This window comes from Mesorhizobium sp. WSM4307, assembly GCF_007003945.1.
Classification (GTDB): Bacteria; Pseudomonadota; Alphaproteobacteria; order Rhizobiales; family Rhizobiaceae; genus Mesorhizobium.
In genome coordinates, this window is sequence record NZ_VFTB01000008.1 from 372671 (window position 1) to 389680 (window position 17010).

General features: G+C 63.0%; 13 protein-coding genes and 1 pseudogene. 9 read left to right on the forward strand and 5 right to left on the reverse strand.

The window, feature by feature from the left end:
* Positions 1–423 precede the first annotated feature (423 nt).
* The gene (locus FJV83_RS21540) at positions 424–1617 is read left to right on the forward strand and encodes a TMEM43 family protein (RefSeq protein WP_142884469.1); all 1194 of its coding nucleotides are present in this window, start codon (positions 424–426) and stop codon (positions 1615–1617) included.
* 70 nt (positions 1618–1687) lie between these two features.
* Here the strand turns inward: FJV83_RS21540 and FJV83_RS21545 are convergent, their stop codons facing one another.
* From FJV83_RS21545 to FJV83_RS21560, 4 genes are all read right to left on the reverse strand, one after another.
* Positions 1688–2194 (reverse strand): DUF4411 family protein, encoded by a 507-nt coding sequence (locus FJV83_RS21545; protein ID WP_185973264.1) that lies wholly within the window; start codon positions 2192–2194, stop codon positions 1688–1690.
* Between the two features lies 1 nt (position 2195).
* Positions 2196–3380, reverse strand: a complete 1185-nt coding sequence (locus FJV83_RS21550) for an XRE family transcriptional regulator (protein WP_185973263.1) — start codon at positions 3378–3380, stop codon at positions 2196–2198.
* Between the two features lie 103 nt (positions 3381–3483).
* The gene (locus tag FJV83_RS21555; protein WP_142884466.1) at positions 3484–4515 is read right to left on the reverse strand and encodes a histone deacetylase family protein; all 1032 of its coding nucleotides are present in this window, start codon (positions 4513–4515) and stop codon (positions 3484–3486) included.
* Positions 4516–4538: 23 nt separating this feature from the next.
* Positions 4539–5192 carry a TetR/AcrR family transcriptional regulator gene (locus FJV83_RS21560; RefSeq protein WP_142884465.1) on the reverse strand — a complete coding sequence of 218 codons (654 nt, stop codon included), beginning with the start codon at positions 5190–5192 and terminating at the stop codon, positions 4539–4541.
* A 260-nt stretch (positions 5193–5452) separates the two neighbouring features.
* On the opposite strand from FJV83_RS21560, the gene FJV83_RS21565 reads away from it, so the two are divergent.
* The 8 genes and pseudogenes from FJV83_RS21565 to FJV83_RS21600 all read left to right on the forward strand — a co-directional run bounded on the left by FJV83_RS21565 (position 5453) and on the right by FJV83_RS21600 (position 16065).
* Positions 5453–7132, forward strand: a complete 1680-nt coding sequence (locus FJV83_RS21565) for an amidohydrolase (RefSeq protein ID WP_142884464.1) — start codon at positions 5453–5455, stop codon at positions 7130–7132.
* 139 nt (positions 7133–7271) lie between these two features.
* On the forward strand, positions 7272–8366 hold the full coding sequence (locus tag FJV83_RS21570) for an ABC transporter ATP-binding protein (protein WP_095792701.1): 1095 nt from the start codon (positions 7272–7274) through the stop codon (positions 8364–8366).
* Positions 8366–9286, forward strand: coding sequence for an ABC transporter permease (locus FJV83_RS21575; protein ID WP_095772681.1), 921 nt, complete (start codon positions 8366–8368; stop codon positions 9284–9286). The genes FJV83_RS21570 and FJV83_RS21575 overlap by 1 nt, the downstream gene beginning before the upstream one ends.
* Positions 9279–10079 (forward strand): ABC transporter permease, encoded by an 801-nt coding sequence (locus FJV83_RS21580; RefSeq protein WP_095772682.1) that lies wholly within the window; start codon positions 9279–9281, stop codon positions 10077–10079. Before FJV83_RS21575 ends, FJV83_RS21580 begins: the two co-directional genes overlap by 8 nt.
* Before the next feature lie 23 nt (positions 10080–10102).
* Complete coding sequence (locus tag FJV83_RS21585) at positions 10103–11137, forward strand: extracellular solute-binding protein (RefSeq protein WP_095772683.1); 1035 nt, start codon at positions 10103–10105, stop codon at positions 11135–11137.
* Positions 11138–11200: 63 nt separating this feature from the next.
* Positions 11201–12397 (forward strand): serine hydrolase, encoded by a 1197-nt coding sequence (locus FJV83_RS21590; protein ID WP_142884463.1) that lies wholly within the window; start codon positions 11201–11203, stop codon positions 12395–12397.
* Positions 12398–12431: 34 nt separating this feature from the next.
* Positions 12432–13612 (forward strand): annotated as a pseudogene (locus FJV83_RS21595) (serine hydrolase).
* Between the two features lie 128 nt (positions 13613–13740).
* Complete coding sequence (locus FJV83_RS21600; RefSeq protein WP_095787123.1) at positions 13741–16065, forward strand: Tex family protein; 2325 nt, start codon at positions 13741–13743, stop codon at positions 16063–16065.
* On the opposite strand, the gene FJV83_RS21605 is transcribed toward FJV83_RS21600, so the two are convergent.
* On the reverse strand, positions 16066–16977 hold the full coding sequence (locus FJV83_RS21605) for a LysR family transcriptional regulator (RefSeq protein ID WP_142884462.1): 912 nt from the start codon (positions 16975–16977) through the stop codon (positions 16066–16068).
* Between the last annotated feature and the right edge of the window lie 33 nt (positions 16978–17010).

The window sequence follows — 17010 nt, forward strand, 5'->3', positions numbered from 1 at the left end:
AGACACACACGAGGCGCGGGGTCGCGCCCAACCAGACGGAATCCATCAGGGGAACGCGAAAACATCCGCGTCTGGCGCCGGAAAATTCCGGAACGTGAGACTTTGGGTGGTCGCCGCGCCCCCCGAGGACCGGCTGATTCGGGTCTAATCTACCTGCAGATGAATCCGACATCAAACGCGATTTGACAAAATCGAATCCGACGGACTCGCGTGCGACTCAGAGGTCGATTTTCGCCGCCTTCGAGCGTGCGAAAATGCCGGGACTGCGCAAGCGGGCCATATCCGCGCTCGGCCCGATGCGATAGATTCGCAAGTGTCGAAGGGGTGGGCACCTTCGGCAAGGGAGTTCGTAGCTGCATTACGGCCGCGGTCGTCGCGGCAGTGCCATGCGGGCTCCTGGCATCTTTTGTTTCGGGGGAAACGATGAGCGATTCATTTCGGGAAGTTACTTCCGTCTCGTGGTTCGGGCGGATCAAGCGCGCGGTCGGCGGGGTCATCTTCGGCCTGCTCTTGATCGTGCTGATGGTGATCGGGCTGTTCTGGAACGAGGGCCGCGCGGTGCAGACGGCGCGCTCACTGGCCGAAGGCGCCGGCGCCGTGGCGTCGATCAACGCCGACAGCGTCGATGCCGGCAATGACGGCAGGCTGGTGCATGTCAGCGGGCCGGTGACGGCCGATAGCGGCCTGTCGGATCCGGATTTCGGCATCGCCGCGCAAGGACTGCGGCTGTCGCGCAGCGTCGAGATGTACCAGTGGAAGGAAGAGTCCAGATCCGAAACCACCAAGAAGCTTGGCGGCGGCGAGGAGACGGAGACCACCTACAGCTATTCGAAAGTGTGGGACGACGGCCAGATCGATTCGTCGGACTTCAGGAAGCCGGACGGCCATCAGAATCCACCGATGGCGATCCACAGCCGCGCCTTCCAGATCCCTGAAGGCAAGCTCGTCGCCTTCGATCTTGACACGCCGGTGCTGGATCGCATCGACGGCGACAAGGCGTATTCACTGTCGGCCAATCAGTCGGGCGCGATAAAGGCCGCCTATACCGGCACGAAGCCGCTCAGCATCGTCGATGGCAAGATCTATCTCGGCAGCGACAACACGACGCCCGCATTGGGCGATTACCGCATCGGCTACGAACTTGCGCCGCTCGGCGTGGTCAGCATTGTGGCGCGGCAGGCCGGCAGCCGCTTGGAACCGTACCAGACGCAAGCGGGCGACGCGCTGCTGATGGTCGATACCGGCAATGTGCCGGCCGACAAGATGTTCGCCGAGGCGGTGAGCGCCAACACGCTGATCACCTGGCTGCTGCGCGCCGCCGGCCTTCTGCTGCTGACCATCGGCTTTGCCCTGTTCCTCGGCCCGATCGGCGTGATCCTCGACGTCATCCCGTTCCTTGGCAGCATGGCGCGGATGGGAACCGGCATCATCGCCTTCTTCCTGGCGATCCTGGCCGGCACGACGACGATCGCGATTGCGTGGTTCTGGTATCGGCCGGTTCTGGCGGCAGGCATACTGGCGGCGGGCGCCATCGCGGCGGCGGCGGTCTATTATCTGGGCCGCTCACGCAAGGCAGCCGCACCGATGGCCGCGCCGAGCGCCGGCGCCGCAACCTGATCGCGAGCCGGGCGGCGTTGCCGCCCGGTCCCTCGTCTTTTTTCGCGGATGGCTTGGGAAATTGACAACGTCATATTGATATTCCCTCGGCCCTCAGGAACTCGTTAAACGATAGGTGGTGTACGTCTTCGATCTTGCACACATCCGGAATACGCATTTTCTTGACGCTGGGTTGATAGGTGTTGGGCTTCTCCATACTGACAATGGGAAGCTTCAAAGTCATCGCCAGAGCAATAATCGAGATGTCATTCAAGCCGACTGTGCCTTTGCGGTTTCCGTTGTACTCGGAAATCACAGACTCGTATTTAGCTTTCAGCTTCTCGACGCAATCAAGGTACTCCGCCCATGGCCATTTGTCGTCGCCGATCTCGTAACACATTGATTCAGCACACGACTTTAGGCACTCTCCGAGCTTTCCTTCAATCGAGCCAAGTTCGGTGAGGATTTCGGTGTTGCAGCAAAGCTTGCCCGCCTCAACCACCTTCATAACTTGCGCCCACAGGGACGCGAAGATGTCCTCCGGAAGGTTTTCCAGAGGGTTGCTGAAGCCAGACGTGTCGAGGCAATAAGCAGCCACTCTAGTCCCCGAAATGGTTCCTTATATCGTATAGGTGCGACAGGCTCTTGATTCCCATGAACTCTGCCGCATTGTGGTTTGTAATTCGTCCGCTATTCCAAGCCTCGATAACTAGCCCCGTATAAAAGTCGCCACGGCTGGAGCGATAACGCTGGCCGTAATACTTGGATCGCCCTCCGCCCGTGTATTCCTCTTCCTCTTTGATGAACTCTGGGCGTTTGACGAACCAATAAAAAGCTGGCTTCACGAACCCTAGCCCTACCAGCCGGATCAGCATCGCGTGCCGACTTACTGCATAGCGATTTGCTAGCGAGCGGAGTTCTCTTTCTCCAATCTCATCCCGGGGCGGTTTCTCGCCGCCCATGTCCCTGACGATGGCCTTCTTCGGCATAAGGAAAGCGGCTGCAAATCGATTGCACCATGCCTCGATTTGCTTGAGGCCTTTTGCCCTCCCAAACCTGGGTGGGCCGCTAATCGCGCTTTGCCTGAGTAGAATATGGGCGAACTCGTGCGAAAGCGTAAACGCTTGCGCACTTGGTGCCTCGCCGCCGTACACAATAATTGGAAGTGGTTCTGCGAACAGACAAATTCCCCTTGTCCGCAGCTTTGTCAGTCCATTTTGACGGAGAACGAGAACACCTATTTCCTCAAATTTGTGCCTGAGAAAACTTGGAAATTGGTCACGCTTGTCTGATCGGATCGCGAGTTGCTTTTCGATGCTGAATTGAATGGCATCGCGAACCTTCTCGGCGGCCGGTTCGACGTCATCGTTCACCGACGAAAATAGATGCGCCGGAAACTTTGGCGGATCGTCGCCAATGATTTCTAGTAGGTCTAGCGCATTTAGCCGTTGCTCCTCCGCCCAGCGCTGAACCTCCTCCAGATCGGCCAGTTCCTGCCCCGGCGTACCTCCGCGATGGAAGCGGAAATCAGGTACAAGCTCCGTCGCTGGTACGGGAGGGATTTCCTTGGAAAGGAACTCCAGAAACGGCCGATCATAGATATCGGCAAGCCGCCTTGCCTGTTTAACCGTGGGCGACCTAGCGCCCGACTCCCATTCCGCGAGCCTATCTGGGCTTACGTTGATCCGCCGCGCGATGTCCTCGATATCGCCATGCACACGGTGACGCGCCCAGCGAAAAACCTCGCTGTTAAACGGAATCCTTTCCTGCGCTCCCCCGGCCATACGTTGCATCCTTACCTAACCATTAGGACAAATCCACGGCCCCATCGATAGTTGCGCAGATTTTTGTTAAGGCGCGCTTATACTTGCCTGCAGGGATAAATTCCTATCGGTCCTCGAAACCGGTCAGCACGCCGACGGCGTTGATGCCGATCTCCTCGACGGCATAGCCGCCTTCCATGACGAACAGGGTCGGCAGGCCGAGCCTGGCGATGCGGCGACCGATCTTGGGATAGTCGGGGCTTGTCAGCTTGAACTGGCTGATCGGATCCTTCTCGAAAGTGTCGACGCCGAGCGAGACGATGACGATGTCGGGCGCGTAGGCGGTAAGCCTGGCGCAGGCATCCTCAAGCGAGGCGTTCCAGGCGTCCCAGCCGGTGCCGAACGGCATGGGGTAGTTGACGTTGAAGCCTTCGCCGGCCCCGGCGCCGCGTTCATCGGCATGGCCGAGGAAGAAGGGATACTCGACCATCGGATCACCATGCAGGTTGAGGACCTGCACGTCGGCGCGGTCATAGAAGATTTCCTGCGTGCCGTTGCCATGGTGGTAGTCGACATCGAGGATGGAGATGCGTTTGGCGCCCTGGTCGAGGAACCACTGCGCGGCGACGGCGGCGTTGTTGATGTAGCAATAGCCGCCCATGAAGCCGGCGCCGGCATGGTGGCCTGGCGGGCGGCAGAGCGCGAAGGCCGCCCTCTCGCCGCCCTTGACCAGGCCGGCCGCGGTCAGCGCCACGTCATAGGACGATTTGATCGCGGCCCAGGTGCCTTCGACGAAGGTGGCGCCGGCATCGAATGAATAGTAGCCGAGCAGCGCATCGACACGCTTTGGCGGCACGTCGCCGCGCAGGCCGCGCGTCGGCCAGGTGAAGGGCATGGCCGTGCCCTCATGACCGGAAGCGACCCATTGCGGCCAGACCGTCGGCAGGAAGTCGATATAGTCTGATTTGTGGATGCGCTTGGCGGCGGCAAGATCGTGCTCGAGCGGCAGGACGATCGGACCGAGCTTCTCGCTTTCGACCCTCGCCTTGATGAATTCGGCCCGCGAGGGTTTTTCAAATCCCGGCACGATGGCCGAGGTGACCAGTTCCATCTGGCCTGCATGGCCAGCATGAAGCGGCGAATAGACAGTCTTCATGAAATTCCTCTCGAAATGCGCAATCAGTCAAGGTTGAGATAGGGGCTCACCAGAGCCAGCCACATGGCTTCGACATCGTCCTCGATGAGGTTGTATGTCCTGCGATCTCTCTTCAGTCCGACCAGCCGGCAGGCGTGCCCGACCTCCATCATCACAAGGCCGAGCCGTTTGGCGATCTTGTCTTCGAGAGCAGGATTCACATGCCGCAGCCAGGCGGCGTAAAGCGCGATGATCTGCTCGTCATATTCGTCCTGGATAGGCCTGAGATCGGCATTGCCTGAAATGGCCTCGATCACCGGCATCAGGGTGGCGTTTTCGAGATAGATACTGGACGTGTCGATGAAGAGCTTGCGCACTTCGCGGCGGAATTCGTCGCGGTTGGTGGGCCGGGGGGCCTTGATGCGCTTCTCGATCACTTCGGGAAAGGAGGACAGCCAGCGCCGGGCGAGGTCGAGAAGAATGGCTTCCTTGTTGGGAAAGTATTGATAGACCGAACCGACCGACAGGCCCGCGCGCTGCGCGATGGCGAGCGTCGTCGGCGTCCTGGTTCCTTGCTCCCGCGTCAGGATCAGCGCCGCGTCGAGAATGCGGTCGACCACCTTGCTCGACCGTTGCTGCCGAGGCTGCTTGCGCGGCTCGAGCGCTATCCTGATTTTGCGGTCGAGACTACGCTTCACTGCTCTATGCCCTCGTTCCCCGCTTGGTCTGAAGCCAGGCGCAGGGTGCTGTCCACAATACATTCTAAATTCCGCATGTTGACAAACGCGAATAATCAGTCGCATTCTTTATCCACGCTGTCCCTAGGGATAACAAGGGGAATTTCGAAGGCAGCGGACTGGCATCGTTTTTTGTTCCGTGGCGCCGCTCCGGTGGAGTTGGCAGGTCGTTGAGCGCAGGGCTGTCGGTCTCAGTCGGTCATCAAAAGCGCGGAGTCGCGATGTCTGTTACGGGTGCGGGTCACAATGCGGATCTGGTCGTCATCAATGGTCGTGTGCTGACCATGGACGGTGGCAATCCCGCAGCCGAGGCCGTAGCCGTCAAGGACGGCGCCATCATCGCCGTTGGCAGCCGCGCCGCCATCGAAGAACTCAAGGGAACGGGCACACAGGTGATCGACGCCAAGGGCGGTTCGGTCCTGCCCGGTTTCATCGAAGCCCATATGCATCTGTTCTCGGGAGGGGCCGAGCTCGCGCATCTTCAGCTTGGCGGGGTCCATGGCTTCGAGGCGCTGAAAAAGGCGATCGGCGACTACGCGTCGACCAAGCCCGACGCGAAAATGCTGGTCGGGCAGGGCGTCGACTACACCGTGCTCGGCGACGAGCGGGTGACGCGCCACCATCTCGATCAGATCCTGCCCGATCGCCCGTTCTGCATGGCCGCGCCCGATCACCACACGATGTGGGCCAACACCAAGGCGCTGGAGATGGCCGGCATCCTGCATGGCCGCGCGCTTGGTCCAGGCAATGAAATCGTCATGGGCGAGGATGGCCTGGCAGCCGGCGAATTGCGCGAGGGCGAGGCCTTCGGCCCGGTGCTCGATCTTGCCGGCGAGGGCCGGGTGCGGCTGGGGCTGGCGACCGGCGGCGAGCCGGATCCGATGCCGTCCGCCGCCGAACGCGCCGCCGACCGCGACATCATGCGGCGCGGCCTCGCCTGGTGCGCGCGTCACGGTATCACCTCCATCCAGAACATGGATGGCAATCTCTACCAGCTCGAACTGCTGGCGGAGATCGACGCCGAGGAAGGCTTGCCCTGCCGTGTGCAGATACCCTTCCACTACAAGAATTTCATGACGCTCGACATGCTCGACAAGGCATCCGTCATGGCCGAGCGCTACAACAGCGAGTGGCTGTCATCGGGCATGGTCAAGGTGTTTTATGACGGTGTGCTCGATTCCTGGACGGCTGTGATGATCGAGCCCTATGCCGACCGTCCGGACTGGGTGGGCGAGCCGCTGTTCACACCGCAGCAGTTCATCGATCTCGCCGTCGCCGCCGACAAGCGTGGACTGCAGATCGCGGTGCACTCGATCGGTGATGGCGCGGTGCGTGCGGTGCTCGACGGCTACGAGGCGGCACAAAAGGCCAATGGCAAGCGCGACGGCCGTCACCGCGTCGAGCACATCGAGGTCACCACCGCATCGGACGTGCCGCGCTTCGCCGAACTCGGCGCCATCGCCTCGATGCAGCCGCCGCATCCGCCCGGCGCCATGGATTTCCCGCTCGAACCGACCGTGTCGCGCATCGGGCCGGCCCGCTGGCCGCTGAGCTATGCCTGGCGGACCCTGAAGAATGCCGGCGCGCACGTCGTCTTCGCCTCGGATTGGCCGGTGTCGCCGATCGACCCGATCCTGGGCATTCAGGCGGCAGTGATGCGCAAACCATGGGCAGACAGCGACCCGGACCAGAGTTTCTCGCTGCAGGAATCGATTGCCGCCTACACGGTCGAGGGCGCCTATGCCGAATTCGCCGAACACCGCAAAGGCACGCTGAAATCAGGCTATATGGCCGACCTGGTGGTTCTGTCGGCGGATATCGAGAAGACGGCGCCGGCCGATCTGCACAAAGTGCACCCGGTGACGACGATTTGCGGCGGCAAGATCACCTATCATGCCTGACAATGGCATGAGGCTTGCTGGCTAAAGACGGACTGAACTGTGATTCAATGCCGGGCTTGCCAACCTACCGGGCGTGTGGTCACATCGAACAGGGGAACAGCTCCGCCAGCAAGAGCGGGGTCAACAGTGAGGCGTAATCGTGCCGGACAAACCGGATCGAAATGCGATTGAAGTAGTAAACGTCAGTAAAATTTTCGGATCGGGTGAGGGGCAGGTCGCTGCCCTCGACAAGGTGTCGGTATCCATTCGCGAGAACGAGTTCTTCACGCTGCTGGGACCGTCCGGCTGCGGCAAGACCACCCTTTTGCGGCTGATCGCCGGCTTCGACTTTCCAACCGCCGGAGAAATCCTGCTCTACGGCCAGGACATCGCGCCGCTGCCGCCCTTCAAGCGGCCGGTCAACACCGTCTTCCAGTCCTACGCGCTGTTCCCGCACATGACGGTTGCCGACAATATCGGCTTCGGCCTGGAGATGCTCGGCAAGCCCAAGGGCGAGATCAAGGCGCGCGTCGCCGAAATGCTCAAACTGGTCAAGATGGAGGCGCTTGCCGGTCGCCGCACGGCCCAGATTTCCGGTGGCCAGCAGCAGCGCGTGGCGCTGGCCAGGGCGCTGGCGCCACAGCCGAAAGTGCTGTTGCTCGACGAACCGCTCTCGGCACTCGACTACAAGCTGCGCAAGGAGATGCAGATCGAGTTGAAGCGGCTGCAGCACGAGACCGGCATCACCTTCATCTTCGTCACCCACGACCAGGAAGAAGCGTTGACCATGTCGGACCGCATCGCGGTGATGTCGTCGGGCAAGATCCTCCAGGTCGGCTCGCCCTGGGATATCTACGACAAGCCGGCGGAACGCTTCGTCGCCGACTTCATCGGCGAGACCAACTTCCTCACCGCCGCCATATCGGGCACCGGCAACGGCAAGGCCCGCGCGACGCTCAAATCCGGCACGACCATCGAGGCGACCGTCGCCGAAGGGTTCCAGCCGAAGGACAACGCCACCGTGGTGGTGCGGCCCGAGCATGCCAAGCTGACCAAGGACAAGGGAGACCTGTCGGGCACGGTCGAAAACATCGTCTATTTCGGCACCGACACGCATATCCACGTCCAGCTCGACGGCGGCGAGGCCTTCACCGTGCGCCAGCAGAACACGCGCAGCGCAGGCTGCGGTTTCGAGCGCGGCGACAAGGTCGGCATCCTGATCGGCAACGACGCCGCGCAAGTGCTGAGGGACTGATGGCCGCCGCGGAAGAAGTCGCCAAGGCAGCGGAACGGCGTGATGTCCGTGACCGCTGGCTTTTGTCAGCGCCGGCGCTGCTGGTCATCCTGCTGGCCGCGACCGGCCCGCTGCTGATCGTGCTCGTCTACTCGTTCCTGACGCCCGGCGCCTATGGCGACGTGAAATGGCAGTTTTCGCCCGACGCCTGGATATCGGTGTTCATGGAACGTGACATTTTCGACGACACGCTTTCGCTCGCGGCGGCGCATGTCACCATCTTCTGGCGCTCGATCAAGCTTGCGGTGGTGACGACGCTGGCCACTTTGGCGCTCGGTTTCCCGACCGCCTATTTCATGGCGACGCGCAGCGAGAAGACCAGGGATCTCTGGCTGTTCCTGATCACCATCCCGTTCTGGACCAACCTCCTGATCCGCACCTTCGCGGTGCTGCAGATCATCCGCAACGAAGGCATCATCAACACGATCCTGCTCAAGCTCGGCATCATCTCGGCGCCGATCCAGATCCTCTATACCGACACCGCGATCCTGATCGGCATGGCCTATGTCTACCTGCCGCTGATGGTGCTGCCGATCTACGCCAGCATGGAGAAGCTCGATTTCCGCCTGGTCGAGGCCGGCTATGATCTCTACGCGACGCGCTTCAAGGTGCTGCGGAAGATCATTTTCCCGCTCGTCAAACCCGGCGTCATTGCCGGCTCGATCCTGGTCTTCATTCCGGCACTCGGCGCCTATGTGACGCCGGTCGTGCTGGGCGGCGGCAAGAACATGATGCTGTCCAACCTGATCGAATTGCAGTTCGGACAAGGCCGCAACTGGCCGCTTGGCTCGGCGCTGTCGATCACGGTGATGGTCATCGTCATGCTGGCGTTGCTTGCCTATGTGCGCAACGCCGGCAAGTCAGGGGTGCGTCATGGCTAGCAACTTCTCCATCAAGCACCAGCCGGGCTTCACGACGATCGCGGCGACCTGTTTCGTCGTGCTCTATTTGCCGATCATCGTGCTGGTCCTCTACGCCTTCAACGCGGCGAGCTCGACATCCGAATGGGGTGGCTTTTCGCTGCGATGGTTCCAGTCGGCGTACCAGAACACGCAGGTCATCGACGCAACGCTGCGCTCGTTCCAGATCGGTGCCATCGCGGCGGTGCTGTCGACCATCTTCGCCACGATGGCGGCACTCGCCACCACGCGCACCGCCCCCTATCCCGGACTCACCTTCAAATATGCGGCAATCAACCAGCCGCTGATGGTGCCCGAGATCGTCACCGGCGTGGCGCTGCTGATCTTCTTCTCGCGCATCAAGATCTTCACCGGCTATTCCGGCCTCGGCTACCTGATCGCCGCGCATACGGCATTCTGCATTCCGTTCGCCTATCTGCCGATCCGGGCGCGGCTGGAGAATATGGATCTGACCCTCGAGCGCGCCGCGGCCGATCTCTACGCGACCCCGTGGAAGACCTTCCGCCGCATCACGCTGCCGCTTTTGTGGCCCGGTATCCTGGCCGGCCTGATGCTGGCCTTCGTCATCTCACTCGATGACGTCGTCATCACCGAGTTCGTCAAATCGGGAGGCCAGGACACGCTGCCCACTTACATGCTCGGCCAGATCCGCCGTGGCGTCACACCCGAGATCAACGCGATATCGACCGCTTTCCTGCTGCTTTCGGTCGCGATCGTCACGTTGTTTTTCTTCGTCAGCAGGAAACGAGACTGAACCTGAAAATGGGAGTTAGAACGATGAACTGGAAGACAACGGCGACCGCCATGGGGTTGGCGCTGCTCGCTTCGACGGGCCTGGCCCGCGCCGAGGGCGTGCTCAACATCTACAATTGGGGCAACTACACCAGCCCCGACGTGATCAAGAAGTTCGAAGACAAATACAAGATCAAGGTGACCATCACCGACTACGATTCCAACGACACCGCGCTCGCCAAGGTCCGGCAGGGCGGCACCGGTTTCGACATCGCCGTGCCGTCGCAGACCTACGTGCCGATCTGGATCAAGGAAGGGCTCCTGCTCGAAACCGATCCGGGCAAGATGGAGAATTTCAAGAACGTCGCGCCGGAATGGGCCAATCCCGAATTCGATCCGGGCCGCAAATATTCCGTGCCGTGGGCCTGGGGCACGATTGGGGTCGTCGTCAACACCGATGCCTACAAGGGTCCGGCCGATACGTGGGGCATCGTCTTCAACACGCCCGACGAGCTGAAGGGTAAGGTCAACGTCGTTCCCGAGATGGGCGACGTCATCTTCGCGGCGATCAAATATGTCGGCGGCCAGCAATGCACCGACGACAAGGCGGTGCTGAAGAAGGTGCGCGACCTGCTGGTAGCGGCCAAGCCGAACTGGATCGCGATGGAGTACAACACCATCGAGAAGATGGGTGCCGGCGACTTCAAGGCAACCAGCGACTGGAACGGCTCGGCGCTGCGCCAGCGTCTGGCCAATGCGGCCATCCATTACAACTATCCGAAGGAAGGCTTTGGCCTGTGGAGCGACAATGTCGTCGTCCTGAAGGAAGCCAAGAACGTCGAGAACGCCAAGCTGTTCCAGAACTTCATCATGGATCCGGAAAACGCGGCCGGCCTCTCGGCCTTCCACCGTTACGCCAACGCCATCACCGGCTCGGACAAATACATGCCGGCCGACATGAAGGACGCGCCGGAAGTCGTCATTCCGGCCGACGCCAAGCCGAAAGGCGAATTCCAGAAGATGTGCGCGCCGGAAACGCAGGAACTCTACACCAAGATCTGGACCGAACTGCAGAAGTAATCGCTGCATGCCAGACCCGGCGGCACACACCGCCGGGTCTTTTCTTTTCCGGGAATGCCTTTCATGGACTCCTATCGCAACAGCGATCCGCGGCCGCCGATCATGCGGGGCTCGCCGCCCGCCATGGTGCCGCCGAAGCTCGACTGGGACCGGCCGCCATGGAACCGCTGGGCGTTCCAGCACATCCGGGAAATCCTGCCGACCGCCGAAGTCTGGCGCGGCAACGGCCACCGCCATCGTCTCGAACGCGCCGAGGTCGATCTCGACGGACTTGCAGTCGAGGACAGCCAGGGCAGGCCCTCGACGCTCGCCGGGTTGCTCGACGAGACCTATACGGACGGCTTCCTGGTGCTCAAGCACGGCAGGCTCGCCTATGAGCGTTATTTCAACGGCATGGACGTGCGCACGCTGCATCTGTCGCAGTCGATGGCCAAGTCCATCACCGGCTCGGTGTTCGGCATATTGGCCGGGCGCGGCCTGATCGATCCGGCCAGACCGGTCACGGATTACCTGCCTGAACTCGGCGCGACCGGCTGGGCTGGCGCCAGCGTTCAGCATGTGCTCGACATGACGACGGGCGTGCGTTTTTCCGAAGAGTATACCGACCGCTATTCCGATATCGGCCAGGTCGATGTCGCCACCGGCTGGAAGCCGGTGCCGCCGGGCAGCGATCCGGACTTCCGCTGGCCCTCGCATATGTTCGAGCTGATCCTGGGCTTGAAGGACACGGTCCGGCCGCACGGTGCGGCGTTCGAATACCGCTCGATCGAGACCGACGTGCTTGCCTTCATCATGGAGCGGGTGACGGGCAAGCGGCTGGCGCAGCTGGTGTCGGAGGAACTCTGGCAAAAGCTCGGCGCCGACGAAAGCGCCTGCTTCACCGTCGACGGCGCCGGCTATGCGCTGGCCGACGGCGGCTTCAACGCGACACTGCGCGACTATGGCCGCTTCGGCCAGATGATCCTCGACAATGGCGGCGGCATCGTGCCGGCCGCCTGGATCGAGGCGACACGCAATGGCAGGCATGGCCCTGATTTCTCCCCCAGTCTGCCGCAGGGCAGCTACCGCAACCAGTTCTGGATCGAGAACCCCAGTTCGCGCGCGCTGATGTGCCGGGGCGTGTTCGGGCAGATGATCCATATCGACTGGAACACAGGAACGGTCGTGGTGAAGCTTTCGACCTGGCCGGATTTCAGCAATCTCGCCTACTCCACAGCGACGCTGAAGGCCGTGCACGCCATCGCCGCCGCACTGCTCTAGGCTCCCACAAGAAACGACCTGGAAGGAAAACGCCATGACCGGCAAGTCCGCGTTCGAGATTCGCCACGGCTTCCGCCGCAACGAGGTGCTGCTTTCCAACTGGCGCGAAAGCCCGTTCAACCGATGGTCGTTCCAGAACCTTGGCGAACTGGTGCCCACGGCGCGCGTGGCCGCGGCATCGGCTGGTGCCGAGGCACCCGCCAAGGATTTCGGTGGTTTGCTCGGCGAAAAGGTGTCGGTGGCCAGCGCGCCGGAGACGGTCGCCGAATTCCTCATACGCTCCAGCACCGATGCGCTGACGGTGATGAAAGGGGGCAAGGTGATCGGCGACTGGTTCGCGCCGCACATGGAATTCGGCGCCCGCCACATTGTCTTCTCGATCAGCAAGTCGGTGACCGCGATCATAGCCGGCATATTGCAAGGCGAGGGGGTGTTCGATCCGGAAGCGCGGTGACGACCTACATTCCGGAAGCCGCCGGCTCGGCCTATGGCGATGCGAGCACGCGGCATGTGCTCGACATGAGCGTCAGCCTCGATTTCGAAGAGGCCTATCTCGATCCGGAAAGCGCCTTTGCCCGCTATCGCCGCGCCACGCTGTGGAATCCGGGTGGCGGCACGGAAAGCCTGCGCGAATTCATCCTGACCCTGCAGCGGCTTGCCGAGCCGCATGGCCAGGTTTTTCGCTACCGTTCACCCAATTCCGACCTGCTCGGCCTGCTGCTGGAGCGCGCGTCCGGCCAGCGCTTCAGCGACCTGATGCGCGAAAAATTGTGGCTCCCGCTTGGCGCCGTCAGCGAAGCCTCGATCGGCGTCGACATGGAAGGCACGGCCCGCACCGCCGGCGGCATTTCGGTGACGCCGCGCGACCTGGCGCGCATTGGCGAGATGATGCGGCAAGGCGGCACCGCCAATGGCCGCCGCATCGCGCCGGAGGCCTGGGTGCGTGACACCGTCAGCACCGGCGGTAGTGCAGAAGCCTGGCAGCGTGGCACCATGCTGCCGCTGTTCCCGCAAGGCCGCTACCGCAACAAATGGTACCAGTCAGGCAAGCCAAACGGCGCCTATTGCGGCATCGGCATTCATGGCCAATGGCTCTATGTCGACCCGAAGGCGGAAGTGGTCATCGCCAAGATGTCGTCGCAGCCGGAGCCGGTCGACGATCCGCTTGACCTCGAAATCGTCGCCTTCTTCGAGGCGCTGACCCAACTGGTCTGACCGTCCGTCGCGGCCTCGTTGCCGCGTGCTTTCCTGTGGACCGCCCGCGACCGTTGAAAACGTCGCGGTTGGCGAGGCAGGTGTCTGCGCCTATGGTCGCCGCTCTTTTCGATGAGAGCAGGAACGACATGGCATCCGACATCAAGCGCATCGCAGCCATCATCGCGGCCGAGATCAAGGCGCGGCCCGAACAGGCGGCGGCGGCCATCGAATTGCTCGACGAGGGTGCGACCGTGCCGTTCGTGGCACGGTATCGCAAGGAGGTGACCGGCGGGCTGGACGACACACAGCTGCGCGACCTTGCCGAGCGGCTCGCTTACCTGCGCGAGCTCGACGCCCGCCGCGACACCATCCTCGGTTCGATCCGCGAGCAGGGCAAGCTGACCGAGGAGCTGGAAACCAAGATCGCGGCGGCGGCCACAAAGGCGGAACTCGAAGACATCTATCTGCCCTACAAGCCGAAGCGCCGGACCAAGGCCGAGATCGCCCGCGAGCGTGGGCTGGGACCGCTGGCCGAGGCCATCCTTGCCAACCGTTCGCTCGTGCCCGCCGAACTGGCGCTCGCCTATGTCACCGAGGAAGTGGCCGACGCCAAGGCAGCCCTTGAAGGCGCGCGCGACATCCTGTCGGAACAGTTCGCCGAGAATGCCGACCTGGTCGGCAAACTGCGCACCTACATGCAGGACCGCGCCTTCATGCGCGCCCGGGTGGTCGACGGCAAGCAGGAGGCCGGCGCCAAGTTCTCCGACTATTTCGACCATGTCGAGCGCTGGGCAACCGTGCCGAGCCATCGCGCGCTGGCCATGCTGCGCGGCCGCAACGAAGAGGTGCTGTCGCTCGACATCGAGGTCGATGCCGACGACGCGTCTCCGGTGAAACCGGTCGAACGGATGATCGCCAACGCCTACGCGATCGGCGCCAGCCTGCCCGGCGACCGCTGGCTGATGGAGGTCGCCGGCTGGACCTGGCGCATCAAGCTTTCGCTGCACCTGACGCTCGATCTGATGCGCGATCTGCGCGAGCGGGCCGAGGAAGAGGCGATCCATGTCTTCGCCCGCAACCTGAAGGATCTGCTTCTGGCCGCACCGGCCGGTTCGCGGCCGACGATGGGCCTCGACCCCGGCATCCGCACCGGCGTCAAGGTGGCCGTGGTCGACGGCACCGGCAAGCTGGTGGCGACGACGACGGTCTATCCGTTCCCGCCGAAGAACGATGTGCGCGGCACGCAGGCCGAACTCGCCAAACTCATCCGCTTGCACAAGGTCGAGCTGATTTCGATCGGCAACGGCACCGGCAGCCGCGAGACGGAAAAGCTGGTGGCGGACATGCTGTCCGACATGCCTTCCGACGGCGGGCCGAAGCCGCTCAAGGTGATCGTCAGCGAAGCGGGCGCTTCGGTCTATTCGGCGTCGGCGACGGCGGCGGCCGAATTTCCCGGCCTTGACGTGTCGTTGCGCGGCGCGGTGTCGATCGCGCGGCGCCTGCAGGATCCGCTGGCCGAACTGGTCAAGATCGAACCCAAGTCGATCGGCGTCGGCCAATACCAGCACGATGTCGACCAGTACCGGCTCGGCCGCTCGCTGGAGGCGGTGGTCGAGGACGCGGTCAACGCGGTCGGCGTCGATCTCAACACCGCCTCGGCGCCATTGCTGGCGCGGGTTTCGGGCCTCGGCGCATCGCTCGCCGACGCCATCGTCGCGCATCGCGATGCGACCGGCCCCTTCGCCAGCCGGAAAGATCTCCTCAAGGTGCCACGGCTTGGACCTCGCGCGTTCGAACAATCCGCCGGCTTCCTGCGCATCGCCAATGGCAGCGAGCCGCTCGACGCCTCGTCGGTGCATCCGGAAGCCTATGGCGTGGCCAAGAAGATCGTCGCCGCCTGCGGCCGCGACGTCCGCTCGCTGATGGGCGACAGTGCCGCGCTCAAGGCGCTCGATCCACGCGTCTTCGTCGACGAGCGTTTCGGCCTGCCGACGGTGCGCGACATCCTGGCCGAGCTGGAAAAGCCCGGCCGCGACCCGCGCCCCGGCTTCAAGACGGCGACCTTCGCCGACGGCGTCGATGACATCAAGGACCTCAAACCCGGCATGCTGCTGGAAGGCACCGTGACCAATGTCGCGGCCTTCGGCGCCTTCGTCGATATCGGCGTCCATCAGGACGGGCTGGTGCACGTCTCGCAACTGGCCGACCGCTTCATCAAGGACGCGCATGAAGTGGTCAAGGCCGGCGATGTGGTCAAGGTGCGCGTCGTCGACGTCGACATCAAGCGCAAGCGCATTGCGCTCTCCATGCGCAAGGATGGCGGCGAGGGTGGTGCGCCGCGTGGTGGGCCGCGCGACAATGGCGGCGGCAGGCCGGCGCCGCGCTCGCCGGCGCCGCAACGCCAGCCGGAACGGCCGGCCCAGCAAGGGGCCTTCGGTGCGGCACTGGCGGATGCGCTGAAGCGGAAGTAGCTACCACGCCAGAACAGCCGGCTCCTTTTCGAGTTGGCCGAGCAGCCAGTCGCGAAAGCTGGCGACGGGGGGATGGTCGCGCTTGTCGTGCGGGACGACGAGGTAATAGGCGCTGCGGCTTTGCATGGGCTGGCCGGGCGCCGGCACCAACTGGCCGCGCTGCAATTCGCCCGCGATGAGGAGCAGCGGCAACAGCGCGACGCCAAGTCCCGCCATGCACGCCTGGGCGGCCGTGCCGAACTCCTCGAACTGCATGCCGGGTCCGGCCGGCGCGCTCAGGCCCTGATGCTCGAACCATTCGGTCCAGGCGTCGGGGCGCGTCGCCATGTGCAGCAGCGGCAGGCGGCCGATATCGGCCGGCGTGGCGATGGCGCGGCCGGCGAGGAATTCCGGCGACGCCACCGGCGCCACGGTTTCGCGCACCAGCAGCGTCGAATCGGCCCCCGGCCAGTCCGGCAGGCCGTAATGGATGGCGGCGTCCAACCTCTCCCTGGCGAAGTCGAAGCGGCCGACGCGGGTGACGAAGTTGATGGTGATGTCGGGATTGTTCGCGACGAAATCCGGGATCATCGGCATCAGCCAACGCGTGCCGAAGGTCGGCAAAATGGCGAGGTTCAGGATGCCGCTATGCCGATTGCTCATCAGTCCAAGGGCTGCGTCGCGCAACTGACCGAGGGCTGAACGGACCGCTTCGGCGTAGATTTCCCCTGCCGTCGACAGCCGGACATTGCGGCTGTCGCGCTCGAACAGCCGGCGCCCGAACTGGTCTTCGAGCAGTCTGATCTGCCGGCTGACCGCGCCCTGGGTCAGGTCCAGCTCCTGGGCAGCGGCAGTAAAGGACCCAAGCCGGGCCACCGCCTCGAAGGCGGCGAGGGCGCTGATGTTGGGCAGAAGGCGACGCTGGACACTCATGACCCATTCCTAATGCTCATTGATCCGTGAAGC

What these genes read in the sequence shown, in the direction of transcription:
- FJV83_RS21540 (WP_142884469.1), top strand. Translation starts at nt 424, where the DNA reads ATGAGCGATTCATTTCGGGAAGTTACTTCCGTCTCGTGGTTCGGGCGG.
- FJV83_RS21550 (WP_185973263.1), bottom strand. Translation starts at nt 3,380, where the DNA reads ATGGCCGGGGGAGCGCAGGAAAGGATTCCGTTTAACAGCGAGGTTTTT.
- FJV83_RS21555 (WP_142884466.1), bottom strand. Translation starts at nt 4,515, where the DNA reads ATGAAGACTGTCTATTCGCCGCTTCATGCTGGCCATGCAGGCCAGATG.
- FJV83_RS21565 (WP_142884464.1), top strand. Translation starts at nt 5,453, where the DNA reads ATGTCTGTTACGGGTGCGGGTCACAATGCGGATCTGGTCGTCATCAAT.
- FJV83_RS21575 (WP_095772681.1), top strand. Translation starts at nt 8,366, where the DNA reads ATGGCCGCCGCGGAAGAAGTCGCCAAGGCAGCGGAACGGCGTGATGTC.
- FJV83_RS21580 (WP_095772682.1), top strand. Translation starts at nt 9,279, where the DNA reads ATGGCTAGCAACTTCTCCATCAAGCACCAGCCGGGCTTCACGACGATC.
- FJV83_RS21585 (WP_095772683.1), top strand. Translation starts at nt 10,103, where the DNA reads ATGAACTGGAAGACAACGGCGACCGCCATGGGGTTGGCGCTGCTCGCT.
- FJV83_RS21590 (WP_142884463.1), top strand. Translation starts at nt 11,201, where the DNA reads ATGGACTCCTATCGCAACAGCGATCCGCGGCCGCCGATCATGCGGGGC.
- FJV83_RS21600 (WP_095787123.1), top strand. Translation starts at nt 13,741, where the DNA reads ATGGCATCCGACATCAAGCGCATCGCAGCCATCATCGCGGCCGAGATC.
- FJV83_RS21605 (WP_142884462.1), bottom strand. Translation starts at nt 16,977, where the DNA reads ATGAGTGTCCAGCGTCGCCTTCTGCCCAACATCAGCGCCCTCGCCGCC.